General features: G+C 62.8%; 13 protein-coding genes and 1 pseudogene. 9 read left to right on the forward strand and 5 right to left on the reverse strand.

Features of this window, described 5'->3' with window-relative positions; genetic code table 11:
* Positions 1–56: 56 nt before the first annotated feature.
* Complete coding sequence (locus AC0L27_RS05915) at positions 57–971, forward strand: LysR family transcriptional regulator (RefSeq protein ID WP_354204118.1); 915 nt, start codon at positions 57–59, stop codon at positions 969–971.
* A 130-nt stretch (positions 972–1,101) separates the two neighbouring features.
* Here AC0L27_RS05915 and AC0L27_RS05920 read toward each other — a convergent pair whose 3' ends face one another.
* Positions 1,102–1,722: a TetR/AcrR family transcriptional regulator gene (locus AC0L27_RS05920; RefSeq protein WP_354055401.1), complete on the reverse strand. Its 621-nt coding sequence runs from the start codon at positions 1,720–1,722 to the stop codon at positions 1,102–1,104.
* Positions 1,723–1,781: 59 nt separating this feature from the next.
* Positions 1,782–2,321, reverse strand: coding sequence for a PaaI family thioesterase (locus AC0L27_RS05925; RefSeq protein ID WP_354204120.1), 540 nt, complete (start codon positions 2,319–2,321; stop codon positions 1,782–1,784).
* A gap of 149 nt (positions 2,322–2,470) precedes the next feature.
* Between AC0L27_RS05925 and AC0L27_RS05930 the strand changes: the two genes are divergently transcribed.
* From AC0L27_RS05930 to AC0L27_RS05940, 3 genes are all read left to right on the forward strand, one after another.
* On the forward strand, positions 2,471–3,241 hold the full coding sequence (locus AC0L27_RS05930) for an enoyl-CoA hydratase (RefSeq protein ID WP_354204122.1): 771 nt from the start codon (positions 2,471–2,473) through the stop codon (positions 3,239–3,241).
* A 141-nt stretch (positions 3,242–3,382) separates the two neighbouring features.
* Positions 3,383–4,579 (forward strand): acetyl-CoA C-acyltransferase, encoded by a 1,197-nt coding sequence (locus AC0L27_RS05935; RefSeq protein WP_354204124.1) that lies wholly within the window; start codon positions 3,383–3,385, stop codon positions 4,577–4,579.
* Between the two features lie 107 nt (positions 4,580–4,686).
* Positions 4,687–5,982: an MFS transporter gene (locus AC0L27_RS05940; RefSeq protein WP_354055409.1), complete on the forward strand. Its 1,296-nt coding sequence runs from the start codon at positions 4,687–4,689 to the stop codon at positions 5,980–5,982.
* A gap of 233 nt (positions 5,983–6,215) precedes the next feature.
* On the opposite strand, the gene AC0L27_RS05945 is transcribed toward AC0L27_RS05940, so the two are convergent.
* Positions 6,216–7,013, reverse strand: a complete 798-nt coding sequence (locus AC0L27_RS05945) for an IclR family transcriptional regulator (RefSeq protein ID WP_354204126.1) — start codon at positions 7,011–7,013, stop codon at positions 6,216–6,218.
* 234 nt (positions 7,014–7,247) lie between these two features.
* On the opposite strand from AC0L27_RS05945, the gene AC0L27_RS05950 reads away from it, so the two are divergent.
* From AC0L27_RS05950 to AC0L27_RS05970, 5 genes and pseudogenes are all read left to right on the forward strand, one after another.
* The gene (locus AC0L27_RS05950; RefSeq protein ID WP_354204128.1) at positions 7,248–8,408 is read left to right on the forward strand and encodes an aminotransferase class V-fold PLP-dependent enzyme; all 1,161 of its coding nucleotides are present in this window, start codon (positions 7,248–7,250) and stop codon (positions 8,406–8,408) included.
* Between the two features lie 29 nt (positions 8,409–8,437).
* Positions 8,438–9,335 (forward strand): annotated as a pseudogene (locus tag AC0L27_RS05955) (amino acid ABC transporter substrate-binding protein).
* A 63-nt stretch (positions 9,336–9,398) separates the two neighbouring features.
* A complete protein-coding gene (locus tag AC0L27_RS05960) occupies positions 9,399–10,193 on the forward strand; it encodes an amino acid ABC transporter permease (protein WP_354204132.1) in 795 nt (264 codons plus the stop codon).
* Positions 10,190–10,882: an amino acid ABC transporter permease gene (locus AC0L27_RS05965; RefSeq protein WP_275167318.1), complete on the forward strand. Its 693-nt coding sequence runs from the start codon at positions 10,190–10,192 to the stop codon at positions 10,880–10,882. Before AC0L27_RS05960 ends, AC0L27_RS05965 begins: the two co-directional genes overlap by 4 nt.
* Positions 10,883–10,922: 40 nt before the next feature.
* Positions 10,923–11,690 carry an amino acid ABC transporter ATP-binding protein gene (locus tag AC0L27_RS05970; protein WP_354204566.1) on the forward strand — a complete coding sequence of 256 codons (768 nt, stop codon included), beginning with the start codon at positions 10,923–10,925 and terminating at the stop codon, positions 11,688–11,690.
* Between the two features lie 56 nt (positions 11,691–11,746).
* Here the strand turns inward: AC0L27_RS05970 and AC0L27_RS05975 are convergent, their stop codons facing one another.
* Together AC0L27_RS05975 and AC0L27_RS05980 are read right to left on the reverse strand one after the other, a co-directional pair.
* On the reverse strand, positions 11,747–13,453 hold the full coding sequence (locus AC0L27_RS05975; protein ID WP_473318107.1) for a response regulator: 1,707 nt from the start codon (positions 13,451–13,453) through the stop codon (positions 11,747–11,749).
* Positions 13,450–14,964: an ATPase domain-containing protein gene (locus AC0L27_RS05980; RefSeq protein ID WP_354204137.1), complete on the reverse strand. Its 1,515-nt coding sequence runs from the start codon at positions 14,962–14,964 to the stop codon at positions 13,450–13,452. The genes AC0L27_RS05975 and AC0L27_RS05980 overlap by 4 nt, the downstream gene beginning before the upstream one ends.
* Positions 14,965–14,999: the final 35 nt, after the last annotated feature.

Genomic DNA, 14,999 nt, shown 5'->3' on the forward strand with positions numbered 1-14,999 from the left:
TCGACCTGCATTTTATAGGATTCAAGTCTGAGATAATGCACCATAGATGTGCGAAAATGCTGGATCAAGGCGCTATCGACTGGGACGACTTCCGCTTCGTGCTGGCCATCGTGCGGGGCGGCTCGGTTTCGGCTGCGGCAAAACAGCTCGGCGTCGACCATGCCACCGTGATCCGCCGTGTCGACCGGCTGGAGAAGCACCTGTCGGCCAAGCTGTTCGACCGTCGCAAGACCGGCTACCTGCTGACAGAGGCTGGCCAGCGCGTCGCAGACAGCGCGGAAGCCATGGAATCGACCATCGTCGCCAACCAGGAGCAGGTCGGCGGGTCGGTGGCGCGGTTGACCGGCACGGTGCGGATCGGCGCCCCCGACGGCTTCGGGACCGCGTTCCTAGCGCCGCGGCTCGGAGCCTTCGCCGACCGGTATCCCGATCTCGATTTGCAACTCGTGGCCACCGCGCGGCTGTTCAGCCTCTCCAAGCGCGAGGCCGATATCGCGATCAGCCTGACCATGCCGAAGGAAGGCCGCATCGTCGGCCGCAAGCTGCTCGACTACCGCCTCGGGCTCTATGCCGCGCCCGCCTATCTCGACCGCTTCCCGAAAATCACCTCGCGCGAGGTCCTGCCGCAGCATCGCTTCGTCGGCTATATCGAGGAGCTCTTGTTCACGCCCGAGCTCGACTATCTGCCGCAGGTGTCGCCCAAGATCTCCGCACGCTTGCGCAGCGCCAATCTGATCGCCCAACTCAACGCCACGCTCGCCGGCTTCGGTATCGCCGTGCTGCCGCATTTCATGGCGGCCGACTATCCGCAGCTGATTGCGGTACTGGCGGAAGAGGTGTCGATCACCCGCACCTTCTGGATGCTGATGCACGCCGACAGCAAGGACCTCGCGCGAATTCGCGCGGTGGCGGATTATATTTCCGAGATTGTAGAACGCGAGCGGGCGCTGTTTGCGGGGCGGACTTCGTAGGGTGGGTTAGCCCTGCAGATGCGCAAAGCGCATCTGCTCGGCTAACCCACCAACTTCGTCCAGCGCTCAGTGAAGCATGGTGGGTTACGCCTTCGGCTAACCCACCCTACGCATTCAACGGCACCTCCGCCTAACTCTGCTTCGCCTTCTTCGCAACCGCAGCCTTCGGCTCGCGGCGGGCGCCATCCAGCGCGCTGTCCTTGCCCGTCTTCAGCACCTCGTCCGACAGCTCGCTGGAGCCGGCGATGCGCGCCAGCAGCATGGTGCCGGCCATGGTGGCCAGCGTCGCGATCGCCTGCTTGCGCGCGGCCTTGCGCGGCAGATTCGGGATGAAGTCTGTCATCATCTCGATCATCTCGTCGAGCTTGCCGGCAAACGCCTTTCGCGTCTTCGGGCTCTCGCGGGCGATCTCGGCGCCTAGCGCGGGGATCGAGCAACCGTGACCGGGGTTGTCGCGATGCACCGTCGAGAGATAGGTCTCGACGATCTGACTGAGCTGCTTTTCCGGCGCGACCTGATCGGACTGCTTGCGCCAGTGCTCCATCGAGCGATTCATGGCGTAGTCGAACGCCTCGATCACCAGCGCCTCGCGGGAATCGAAATGGGCGTAGAAGCCGCCGTGGGTCAGGCCCGCTTCCTTCATGAGGTCGGCGACACCGATGCCGTGGGCGCCCTTTTCGCGCAGCCGCACGGATGCCTTCTTCACGATGCGGTCGTGGGTTTCCTGCTTGTGTTCCCGGGAATAGCGCATGCGGATCTCATTGGATGTCGAAGGTCATCTAATAACACGGATATCGGCCGGACGGCGCATTAATTCCCGGTAAAATTGTTGCCGATCATGGAAAAGGTCGCCGTTGCGTGCACCGCAAGTGCCCCCTTACCGTCGCGGACGAATCCCTCGGTGTAGCTGCTCTGGCGTCCCAGCTTGATCACCTTGCCTTCGGCGGAGATCAACCCGGACCGGACCGAGAGCGGACGCAGGAAGGTCATTTTCAGATCGAGCGTGACGGAGCCCTGCCCGGACTCCAGTCTGGTCGAGATCGCACACCCCATGGCGGTGTCGATCAGCGCGGCGGCTGTAGCTCCGTGCAGGAGGCCGATGGTGTTCTCGAGATCCTCGCGCGGCTCGAGTTCCATGACGATCCGGCCCGGCTCGACCACAGCCATGACGAAGCCGATCAGCTTGGCAAAAGGTGGCGGCGGCAGCCTTCCGTCGCGGATGCCCAGCATCGCATCCATGCCTGACAGGCCCATCGCCACTTTCGCAACCGGCGCCGGCACCTGCCACTCCACCACCCGCTCGCGCCGCTGCGCGGGCGAAAACAGGTCGAGTTGATCGATGCTGGTCATCGCGGCCTCTTGGTATGATTTTCATCATACTATGCTGCGGACTTCGCGCTGGCAACTCCCTCCCCGCCCGCTTGACAAGCAATGCGTTTCGGCCCGGAAGTGATCCCGACCGGCGTATTCGCACGTCCACGAAGCTCAGAGATCCCATCATGGAAATGCTCAACAACCACTGCGGCGTGACCCGCGATGCGCGCGGCGTCGTTCATGTCGCCATCTGCAACGCCGGCTCGCTGAACATTTTGGGCTCGCCCGTCACCGATGCGGTGCGCGAAGGCTTGCAGCAGCTCTCGTCCGACCGCAGCATCCGGGTTGTGGTGCTGCGCGGCCAGAGCGAGAAGAGCATGATCGGCGGCGCCGACATCAAGGAGATGGCCAGGCTCGACCAGAAGTCCGCCGAGGCCTTCATCAGCCGCCTGCGCGACCTCTGCGAGGCCGTGCGCCAATTCCCGGCCCCGATGATCGCGCGCATGCCCGGCTGGTGCCTTGGCGGCGGGCTCGAAGTCGCGGCAGCCTGCGATTTCCGGATCGCCGCCCATGATGCGCATTTCGGCATGCCGGAGGTGCGTGTCGGCATTCCCTCGGTGATCCATGCGGCGCTGCTGCCGCGCCTGATCGGGTGGGCCCGCGCGCGCTGGCTGGTGATGACCGCTGAGAACATCGACACGCCGACGGCGCTGGCGTGGGGGCTGGTCGACAAGGTCGCGCCGGAGGGCGGGCTCGATGCCGAGGTCGAGCACCTCGTGACGGCGCTGCTCGAATGCGGCCCCGAGGCGCTGCGGTCGCAGAAGGCACTGCTGCGGCAATGGGAGGAGCTGCCGCTGACGGAGTCGGTGAATTTGAGCGTCAAAGTCTTCGGCGAGTCGTTCCTGACGGACGAGCCGACGCGGCTGATGGGCGCGTTTGTGAATCGGAAGCGGTAGGCGCTCTCCGCCTCGTCCGTCCGAACGAGCAAATCTCATCTGACCCACGACAATTTCTCATGCCGGACGCGGTTGCATTTTTTGCGCCGCATCATATGATGATCGTAATCTTACACGTTCGACATCTGAGGGAGTCTCCCCATGGCCGAAGCCGCCGATCCCGTCGTCATCGTCTCCGCCGTCCGAAGCCCGCTCGGCCGCTTCATGGGCGAGTTGTCGCCGCTCTCCGCACACAAGCTCGGTTCACACGTGATCGGCGCGGCACTGGAGCGTGCCAAGCTTGCGCCGGAGAAGGTCGACGAAGTCTTCATGGGCTGCGTCCTTCCCGCCGGCCAGGGCCAGGCCCCGGCGCGCCAGGCTGCGCGTGCCGCCGGCCTGCCCGACGCCACCGGCGCCACCACCGTCAACAAAGTCTGCGGCTCCGGCATGAAGGCGACCATGCTGGCGCACGACATCATCCGCGCCGGCTCGGCCGAGATCGTCGTCTCCGGCGGCATGGAGAGCATGAGCAACGCGCCATATCTCCTCGCCAGGGCCCGTGGCGGCTATCGCGCCGGCCACGACCGCATCATCGACCACATGATGATGGATGGCCTCGAAGACGCCTACGAGACCGGCCGCTCCATGGGCGATTTCGGCGAGGCCACGGCAGAGGCCTATCAATTCACCCGCAAGGACCAGGACGCCTACGCGATGGAAACGCTCAGCCGGGCGCGCAAGGCGGTCGAGGGCGGCGCGTTCAAGGCCGAGATTGCGCCGATCACGCTGAGCGAGAAGGCCGGTCCCCGCATCGTCGCCAATGACGAGCATCCGCTGAGGGTCGATCCCGCAAAAATCCCCGGGCTGAAGCCGGCGTTCCGCGCCAACGGCACCATCACGCCGGCGGCCTCCTCCGCCAATGCCGACGGCGCCGCTGCGCTGGTGTTGACGAAGCGGTCGCTCGCCGATCGCGGCGGCCTGCCGGCTCTGGCCGAGATCAAGGGCCACGCCACCCACAGCCAGGAACCGCAATGGTTCACCACGGCGCCGATCCCGGCGATCCGCAAGCTCTTGGACAAAGTCGGCTGGAGTGCCGCCGACGTCGACCTGTTCGAGATCAACGAAGCCTTCGCCGTAGTGGCGATGGCGGCGCAGCGCGACCTCGGCATTCCCCGCGAGAAGCTCAACATCAACGGTGGCGCCTGCGCGCTCGGCCATCCCATCGGCGCCACCGGCGCACGGCTGATCGTGACGCTGCTTCATGCGCTCGAGGCGCGAAACCTCAAGCGCGGCGTGGCGGCGCTCTGCATCGGCGGCGGCGAAGCCACCGCGATCGCGGTGGAGCGCTTGACGCACTGACGTGAAAGTCCGGAAGTGAGGGAACTCTGTCATTTTTGACAGACGAGTCCCGTGCCATTCTGCAAGCTTGCGCAGGTCTCTCGCCTGCCCATTAAGATTGAGGCCCAATGATCTCGAACTGGCTCGCGGCAACGCTCGGCCGCCGCAATATCCACTACGGCTGGGTGATGGTCGGCGTGACCTTCCTCACCGCGCTGATCAGCGCCGGCACGGTCGGCGCGCCCGGCGTGTTCATCGTTCCGCTTCAGCAGGAGTTCGGCTGGAGCACGGCGGAGATCTCGTCCGCACTGTCGATCCGCTTCATCCTGTTCGGGCTGATGGCGCCGTTCGCGGCAGCGCTGCTCAACCGCTACGGCCTGCGCAACGTCACGCTGACCGCACAGCTCATCGTGGTCTCGGCGCTGGTGCTCTCGCTCGGCATGACAGAGGTCTGGCAGCTCGTCGCGCTGTGGGGCGTGGTGATCGGGATCGGCACCGGCATGACCGCGCTGGTGCTGGGCGCCACCATCGCGACGCGATGGTTCGCGGCGCGGCGCGGCCTGGTCGTCGGCATCATGACCGCGAGCGTCGCCACCGGTCAGCTCGTGTTTTTGCCGCTGCTGGCAAGCCTCACCGAACGTTTCGGCTGGCGGCTGGCGCTCGGCTTCGTCTGCATCGCGCTTGGTGTTTCGGCCCTCGCGGTCCTGCTCGCGATGCGCGACCGTCCGAGCGATCTGGGCCTGCGCCCGTTCGGCGACGAAGGCACCACACCCTTGCCCGCCCCGCCCGTCAGCCATGGCTCGATCACCGGCGTTGCGCTCGGCACGCTGCGCGACGCCTCGAAGAGCAGCGCGTTCTGGGTCCTGTTCGCGACGTTCTTCGTTTGCGGCGCATCCACCAATGGCCTCGTGCAGGTGCACCTGATTCCGATGTGCCTCGATTTCGGCATCCCGCAGGTGCAGGCCGCGGGCTTGCTGGCCGCGATGGGCATCTTCGACTTCTTCGGCACCATCATGTCGGGCTGGCTGTCGGACCGCTATGACAACCGCTACCTGCTGTTCTGGTACTACGGCCTGCGCGGGCTCTCGCTGATCTTCCTCCCGTTCAGCGATTTCTCGTTCTATGGGCTCTCGATCTTCGCGATGTTCTACGGGCTCGACTGGATCGCAACCGTGCCGCCCACGGTGCGCCTGACCGCGCAGAAATTCGGGCCCGAGCGCGCCAATCTGGTGTTCGGCTGGATCTTTGCCGGCCACCAGCTCGGCGCGGGCACCGCTGCCTTCGGCGCCGGCTTCTCGCGGACGGTCTATCAGAGCTACCTGCCCGCCTTCTTCATCGCCGGCGCGCTCTGCGTGTTCGCCGCGCTGATCGTGCTGACGCTGTCGCGACAACCGAAGCCGAAGCCGCAAGCCGCGATGGCTTAGGACCTGATCGTGGTGGTGACGCCGAAGACCGCGGCGTCACCGATCCGCGCGATACCGGCTTCTTCGGTTTCGGGATGCCGCGCGCTGGGCGGAAGACGTACTGGAAGGCGCGACCAGCGCTCAAACAAAAAGTGCGAAAACAACCCCATGCACAGTAGCCGGAGCGTGGCGGATCAATGACTTACGCTTTACCGAAAACGATTTGACTCGTCGGGCAAAACAGGAGCAGGATGTCATCGTTGGGCATCTGCGTCGTCATCCCCTTCAACCTGCAAAATGGTCTCCGACAGCAGAGCGGCAGCCTTTTGCAGTGGGCCTATGAACCGATCCAACTCGACGAAGCTGACGCGTGCCACCGGCACGGAGACGCCCAGGCAAGCGATGAGCTCTCGATCCGGGGACAGGATGGGCACGGCACACCCCACCACGCCTTTCACGTACTCTTCGTTCGTTTTGGCCCAGCCGCGCTGCCGCGTCTCTTCGAGCACCTTCATCAGCGCTGGGACATCGACAATCGTCGTTTCAGTGAATTTGGTCAGAGCGAGTGCGCGGCACAGCTTCACCCGGGTCCGCTCGGGCAATCCGCTCATGTAGATCTTTCCGGTGGACGTGCAGTGTAGCGGCGCCGCTTCTCCCGGATTGAACTGAAGGCCTTGCGGCTCCGAAACGCGAACGCTGTCCACATACGCGACGGAATTATCGCGCACGACGCCGATTTCGCATTGTTCGCCGATTTCTGCCGCGACAGCTCGAAGTACCGCGTGCCGCCGCGCTGTGCGGAAGGCCGCTCCGATCACCGTCGCGGACAGCGTGACGAGTTGATTACCGACAACGTAACGCTTGGTCCCCAACGCCTTCTGAAGCAGTCCGCGGCCTTCAAGATTTCCGACCAACCTGTGCGCCGTTGGAAGAGGCAGCGTGAGAGCCTTCGCGATCTCTGCCGCTGAGACGGCTTTGCGTTGGTCAGCAACATGCCGAACGATCGCGAGAGCGCGGTCCAAGGGTCCATCTCTCTCAACTTGCTTCGTCATTTCCCTACCGGTTGGGATTGGCAGCAAAATACACAATAATCCAACAATTATCATTTTTCGGAATAAAATCTATTGATATTCGACAATTCCGTTTGTCCCGATCCGGAAAGCTCATATTCTTGGCGCTGCGGGCGATTGACCAAAAGTTGTGCAACGCAGTCTCGCCGTTTCGAAATGTCGCTCCGTCGCTCGGCCGACTGCCAAGTCCGACGGCGCGCTCAACAGGAGATGTGCATGTCTCGTCACTACGACGTGGACGCCGTGAGGAAGGAATTCCCTGCCGTTGAACGGATGGTTTATCTGGACTCGGGATTTCAAACGCCGCTCGCGCGCCCGGTGAAAGCCGCGATCGAGCTCTTCCTCCGCGAGGGCTTCGAGACGGCTGGCCCGAAAAGCGCCTGGCTCGACCGGGTGGAGCAGACCCGCGCCAAGGTCGCTCGCTTTCTCGGCGTGACAGCAGACGAGATCGCCTTCACGAAAAACACGTCGGAAAGCATGAACATCGCGGCAAACGCACTGCCGCTCCAGGCCGGTGACAATGTTCTGATGATCCATGGCGATCATCCGAACAACGCCTACGCGTTCCTCAATCTGCAGCGGAAGGGCGTAGAAATCCGCTTCGTTCCGATGACGGATATCGTCGACGGCGACAGCTTTGCTACCTTCATTGACGACAGGACGCGTGCGATCTCGATGTCGCATGTGACCTTCCATGCCGGTCACTGCTTTGACATCGAGAGCGTCGGCACGATGTGCGCCAGGAAGAAGCTCTACTTCGTCGTCGATGTGATGCAGGCGATCGGCGTCGTACCTGTTGACGCGAAGGCGATCGGCGCCAGCTTCATCGGCTCCGGCAGCCACAAGGGATTGCTCGTTCCGCAAGGGCTCGGGCTTCTCTATTGGGACAAATCCCTTGGAGAGCTGGAACCGGCCTATATGGCGGCCGCGAGCCTCGCCGATATCCCCAGCGACCTCATCGCGCGTCCGGACAAAATGGCGCCCTCTCCGACCGCCAGGCGCTTCGAACTTGGCAACTTCAATCTGCCCGCGATCCATGCTCTGGGTGCTTCCCTCGACATGATCGAGCAGATCGGGGTGCAGAACATCCAGAACCACTGCTTCGACCTCGGCGATCACCTGATCGCTCGCCTGGACGAACTGGACGTGCGCCTGGTTGGCCCACGCGAGCGACAACACCGCGCTCCGCACATCTACGTCATCGCCCTGCCCGCAGCGGACTGGCTCGGGCATTTCGAGGAGAACGGCGTGCGCGTTTCGCCCGAACGTGACGGCATCCGCGTATCGCTCGGCATGTTCAACACCGCGACGGATATCGATCGCCTGATCGACGTCGTTCGCCGGCGAGGGCTCGGACGCCCTTCGGTTGCAGCTTGAATTTGACAAACGATGGGATGGCAAAAACCATGAAACAGCTCGTTCAGGTATTGGGACTTCTCCCGGCGCTCTTAGCTATCAACGCAAGCCCCTCCGCGGCGGCGGATAGCCCGACGCTGGACAAGATCAAATCCAGCGGTGCGATTACGATCGGCCACCGTGAGGCCTCGATACCGTTCTCGTACCTCGGGCCCGACCAGAAGCCCGTCGGTTTCTCGCTCGATCTCTGCGCGGCGATCGTCGACCGCGTCAAGGAGGAGCTGAGATTGCCCAATCTCAAGGTCAGCTTCACCCCGGTGAACTCGTCGAACCGGATACCGCTGATCCAGAGCGGGACCGTCGACATCGAATGCGGCGGCACCGCGAATGACAAGAAACGGCAGGAACAGGTCTCGTTTTCGGTCGCCACGTTCGTCAGCCAGCCGCGATGGCTGGTCAAAGCCGCCAGTGGCGTCAAGACCGCCGGCGACCTGAAAGGCAAGACGATCGTCGTCACCCAAGGCTCCAACGCGGTCGGCTTCGCGCAGGGCGTCAACGCCAAGGAACAGCTCGGCCTTAACATCGTCCAAGCCAAGGACCATGCGGAATCCTTCCTCATGTTGAACACCGGCCGTGCGGCCGCCTTCATGGAGGACGATATTCTCCTCGCCGGGCTCAAGGCTGCGGCGCCGAATCCGGACGCACTCCTGTTCCTTCCCGAGGGTTACGCGAAGATCTACTACGGGGCTGATGTTCACGAAGGGCGATGCCGGCTTCAAGGCACTCGTCGACGACGTTCTCTCCAAGCAAATGGCATCAGGCCAATTCGAGAAGACCTACGCAAAATGGTTCACCAAGCCGATCCCGCCGAAGGGTGAGAATCTCGCATTTCCGCTCACCGACGAGTTGATGGGCCGGATCGCGCATCCCAGCGATGCTGTCGACTGACTGTCGGAGCCGATCGTCTCGCCAGGTCATCCTCGTCCGCACCTGCAACTTTGAGGACTCGCGATGTTCGGAGTGCTTTTTGAACAGACGGCGGACGGCCAGCGCTATATCGACTGGCTGCTGTCGGGCCTCGGCTGGACACTCGCTCTCGCCTTCTTCGGCTGGTGGATCGCCTTCGGCATCGGGGTGATCGTCGGCGTGGGCCGCACGGTGCAAAATCGCGTCTTCGCGATACCGGCCCGGCTCTATGTCGAGATATTCCGGAACATCCCTGTCCTTGTGCAGATGTTCCTCTGGTATTTTGTTTTCCCAGAGGTGGTGCCAAGCGCAATCGGAGATGCAATCAAGCAGATCCCGCCACCATGGGCATCGTTCTTCCCGGCACTTCTTTGCCTCGGGCTCTACACGGCTTCCCGCATAGCTGAGCAGGTCCGGGCCGGCATCGAGGCGCTCCCAAAGGGACAGCTCGAAGCCGCCAACGCCCTCGGCCTCAGCGGTTACCTCGCCTATCGACACGTCATCGTGCCGCAGGCCTTGCGCCTCATCGTGCCGAGCCTCACGAGCGAGGTGATGGGCATCTACAAGAACACCTCCGTCGCACTCACGATCGGCTTGATGGAGCTGACCGCCCAGGCACGCCAGATCAGTGAAGCGACGTTCCAGACATTCACTGCCTTTGGCGCGGCGACCATCGTCTATCTCTGTCTGGCACTGATTGCCTATCAAGCCATGGCGCTGATCGACAGAGCCGTCCGGATTCCGGGTAGCGCGCCCGCCACGCTACCGGCTGACCAGGATCTCGCCGGCGGCGAAGTGCGGCAAGGCGCCTTGCCCCACGTCATGGAGGCCGCGAAATGAACGCCCTCGATTTCTCGATCGTCGCGCAGTCATGGCCCTATCTCTGGTCGGGCCTGCTGTTCTCACTGTCGCTCACGGCCGCCGCGTTCGCCATCGGCATGATTCTCGGAACCTGCCTTGCGCTGGCGCAGCACTTCGAGATTCCCGTGGTTGCCCAGATCATCCGCGGCTACGTTGCGATCATCCGGTCGATCCCGCTGATCCTCGTTCTGTTCTGGTTTTTCTTCCTGGTGCCGATCGTGCTCGGGCACCTTAGCGGCAACGGCCGCCCCATCCCGATCGGCGCCACCTATACCGCCTTCATCACTTTCGGCTTGTTCGAGGCGGCCTACTATTCCGAGATCATCCGCGTTGGACTGCGTGCCGTGAACAAGGGCCAGTTTGAGGCCTGCCAAGCCCTCGCGCTGTCCACCTACGACACCTACCGCCACATTGTCCTCCCGCAGGTCCTGCGGGTGGCAAGCCCGATCATCCTGAGCCAGACGATCATCCTGTTTCAGGACACGTCTCTCGTCTATGTCCTGTCGTTGACGGATCTTCTCGGTGCCGCCTCCAAGCTCGCGCAGCTCAACGGCCGCCTCGTCGAAATGTACCTCGTCATAGCAGTAGCCTATCTCGTCATCAGCTCTGCGACGTCCCAGTGCGTCGCCATCCTTCGCAAGCGATATGCTGTTGCCGCTGCCCGCTGACCATCGGGGTACCGAACGGGCTCGCAATGGGGAGACGAACATGCCTCGATCGACTGTCAGCAATGCCACACGATCCGCCGAGATCGTCGTCGTCGAGAACGTAGTGAAGCGGTTCGGCCCGTTCACCGCGCTGAACGACGTTACCCTCAAGGTCGACAAGGGCGAGAAGATCGTGCTCTGCGGACCATCAGGCTCCGGCAAGTCCACCCTCATCCGGTGCATCAACCATATCGAGAAGCACGATGCAGGCAGGATCATCGTCGATGGTGTCGAGCTGACCAATCGCATCGCCGACATCAACAGCGTACGTTGTGAAGTCGGGATGGTATTTCAGAGCTTCAATCTTTTTCCGCACCTCACCGTCGCGGAAAACTGCATGCTGGCTCCGATCAGGGTTCGCGGGATTTCGCAGTCCGAGGCGCGCGATCGCGCACTCGGCCTACTGCGGAAGGTCCGCATTCAGGATCAGGCCGACAAGTATCCCGCGCAATTGTCGGGCGGTCAGCAGCAACGTGTCGCCATCGCGCGAGCGCTGTGCATGCAGCCCAAGATCATGCTGTTCGACGAACCGACATCGGCTCTCGACCCCGAGATGGTCAAGGAGGTACTGGAAACCATGGTCGAGCTGGCGAAAGAGGGAATGACGATGGTGTGCGTGACGCACGAGATGGGGTTCGCCCGGGAGGTCGCCGATCGGGTGGTCTTCATGGATCGTGGCAGCATCATCGAAGAGGCCGAGCCGGAAACGTTCTTCAAAGCCCCTCGCACGGAACGGGCGAAGGCTTTTCTAAACCAGATCATTCACTAGCTGAATCGGCAGCGCCCGATCGAACGCAGCTTATCGAGGCGGTGCCACAGCCCCGTTCACGACGCCCCGGAGCGCTTGGTTTCCGCGCCGATCCGAAAGTCCGATTTTGCAGCGCTGAGCGCTGCGGCGAGCTCGTCGATGTGGTAGGGTTTCGACAGTATCCGGATCCCGGCCATTTCGGCCTCGTAAACCGCGGCTTCGGCGTATCCGCTCGTCAGCAGGACCGGGATGTCGCTTCGCCTTCTCCTGATCTCGGACGCGAGTTCGACACCGTTCATGCCGCCCGGCATCATGATGTCGGAAAACACCAGATCGACGGAGCGGCCGTCGGCTAGGGCCCCGAGAGCCGCCGCAGCGCTGGCCGCGCGCGTGACCTGGTAACCGAGCTGCGCAAGCATCTCGCTGACCAGCGCGGCGACCTCGTCGTCGTCTTCGACGAGGAGAACCCGGCCATGATTGGCCTTCTTGGGACGCGCCCTGTTCAGGTCGATGAGATGCCGTTCACCCGAAGGAATATTCCTGGATCGCGGCAAATAGAGCTCGATGCTGGTGCCCTCGTCGACGATCGATTTTATTCGAACCATCCCGCGTGATTGCGTCGCAAATCCGTGGACCTGCGCAAGCCCCAGGCCCGAGCCTTTCCCGACATCCTTGGTCGTGAAAAACGGTTCGAAGACCCGCGCCAGGATCTCGGGGCTCATTCCAACACCTCTATCGATCACGGACAGACGAACGTAATCGCCCGCGATCTCGTCCTCGGCCAGGCCGGCCAGGTTCTCGCCACGGACAACGATCGTGCCGCCGTTCGGCATCGCATCGCGGGCATTGACCGCCAGGTTGAGAATGACCAGTTCCAGCTCTCCCGGATCGACCTCCACCGGCCAAAGCCCCTCCGGAAAATCGAACTCGACGTGAACGTCGCCTCTCAGGCTCCGATCGAGCAATTCGCGCATGCCGCCGATTTGCGCTGGGATGTCGACGGCCTCGGGCCGGAGCTTCTGCCGCCGTGAAAAAGCCAGAAGCTGCCTGGTCAGGCCGGCACCACGCTGCGCCGCCTGAACCATTCCTTCCAACAGACGACGCCGCCGATCAGGATCCGTCTGCCGATCGAGCATGTCCAATCCACCCGAGATGACCATCAGCAGATTATTGAAGTCGTGAGCTACTCCGCCGGTCAATTGCCCGATGGCTTCGATCTTCTGGGCCTGACGAAGTGTCTCCTCGACGCGAGCACGCTCTTCCATTTCGGCCCGCAGATGCTTGTTGGCCTCCTCGAGCGCGCGCGTGCGCTCGACCACGAGCTTCTCGAGCTCCTGGGCCGTCCGCTCGCGCGCCTGCAGCAAGGTCCGAATTTCATATTGCCGCCGGCGGGCCCGCATTGCGGATTGAATTGCGCTCGTCAGCGTGATCGGCTGAACCGGTCGCTCGAGCAGCGAAACGTTGCGGAGTGTCTCGACGATGCTGCGGCGCCAGGCAACCACCGCCGGCTGCTCGCGGTGGCTGGTGAGAATGACAAAGGGCAGGTCGGACCAGGGCGGCTGCCGCTCGATCCAATGTGCCAGCGGCTGGGTATCCTTTCCGAACAAGCCCTCCTCGGCGAGAAGGACCGCGCCCACGCCCGCCGACATCTCGCTGACCAGTTCAGGCAGACCACGACAATTGATTGCCAGAAGATTCGAATTACGGAAAAGCTCGACCGATGCCGGTCCATCGCGGCCGATCGGAGCAAACACCAGGACGCAATGATCGCGGTCGGCGCTCATTCCGACAGCCCTTCCGGCATCTCCGTGCCCGAGTAACGCGGATTCCCGGAAAAGATGCCGCTGAATCCGGTCAGCGGAGGACCGACCGTGATGCCGGCACTGCCAAGACGAAACTCGCGGATGGAATTTTCATGATTGCCGCTGCGCTTCTTCACGACCGAGAGGGCACGCCGCACCGTTCCGCCGACTTCGAAATAGCGCAGCATCAGCACGGCATCGCTCAAATAGCTGATATCGAGAGCCGTTTCCATCGGACCGACCAGCCCGTGCTGAGCGAGGATCAGGACGGTCAGCACGCCTTTCTGTCCGAGATAGCTCAGGAGCTCATGCATCTGAAGGATGAGAAATCGCTCGTCCGGCATTGCGTTGAGGTAGCCGTTCAGACTGTCGATGATAACAATTCGCGCGTTATCCTTTTCCACGCTCTGGCGCACATTGGCGGCGAATTCGCCGGGGGACATCTCGGCGGGATCGATCTGTTTAAATCGGATGAGTCCCGATTGCAGATGGCTTTCGAGGGGCAGGCCCAGCGTTCGAGCCCGGGCCTCCACCGTACCGCGACCTTCATCGAAGGCAAAGAACACCGTATGCTCACCGCGATCTGCCGCCGCGATCGCGTAGGTCAGCGCGAGAGAAGACTTGCCGACACCGGCGGCGCCCAAAAGCAGCGCACTGGTGCCGCGCTCGAGCCCTCCTCCCAGGAGCTGGTCGAGTTGCGTATTGCCGCTGGGCGTCAACTCACCGATGAACGAGGTGTGATGTTCCGCCGCCACCAGACGGGGGAATATCCGCACCCCTCCCGCTTCGATCGTGAAATCGTGGAAGCCGCCGCGAAATCGAATGCCGCGCATCTTGATCACGCGAAGCCGCCGGCGCTCCGCTCCATAATCAATGGCGAGCTGTTCGAGCATCACGACACCATGCGCGATCGAATGGAGTTGCAGATCGTCCTGGGACGACGAGAGATCGTCGAGGAGGATGACCGTGCAATTGCGGTTGGTGAAAAAGTGCTTCAGGGCCAGAACCTGGCGCCGGTATCGCAGCGGGTTCTGCGCAAGGAGGCGCAGCTCGGACAGGCTGTCCAGCACCACGCGCGCGGGATTGATCCGTTCGACCTCCTTGAATATCAGGCCGGTGGTTTCACTCAGCTCCATTTCGGCGGGGTGGAAGACGGTGAGCTCGCGCTCCGGATCGAGCGTCGTCTCCGGCGGCACCAGTTCGAAGATGTCGACGCCTTGCAGCGACCAGCCATGCCGCTGTGCCACCAGCGTCAGCTCACGCTTGGTTTCCGACAGGGAGATATAGAGCACGCGTTCACCGCAGCGGGCGCCCTCGAGAAGGAATTGAAGCGCCATCGTGGTCTTGCCCGAGCCGGGCCGACCCTCGTAGAGGTACATGCGATTGGGATCGAGCCCGCCGTACAGGATATCGTCGAGGCCGTCACTGCCGGTCGAAATCCTGGGCAACTCTCCGGGGTCGCTGGTTTGCGCCCGGCTTGATGAATTGGTCATTGAACCCCCGTGAAGCTCCATCGCCGACAGTGCGC

The sequence above is a fragment of the Bradyrhizobium sp. Ken51 genome (assembly GCF_055807435.1).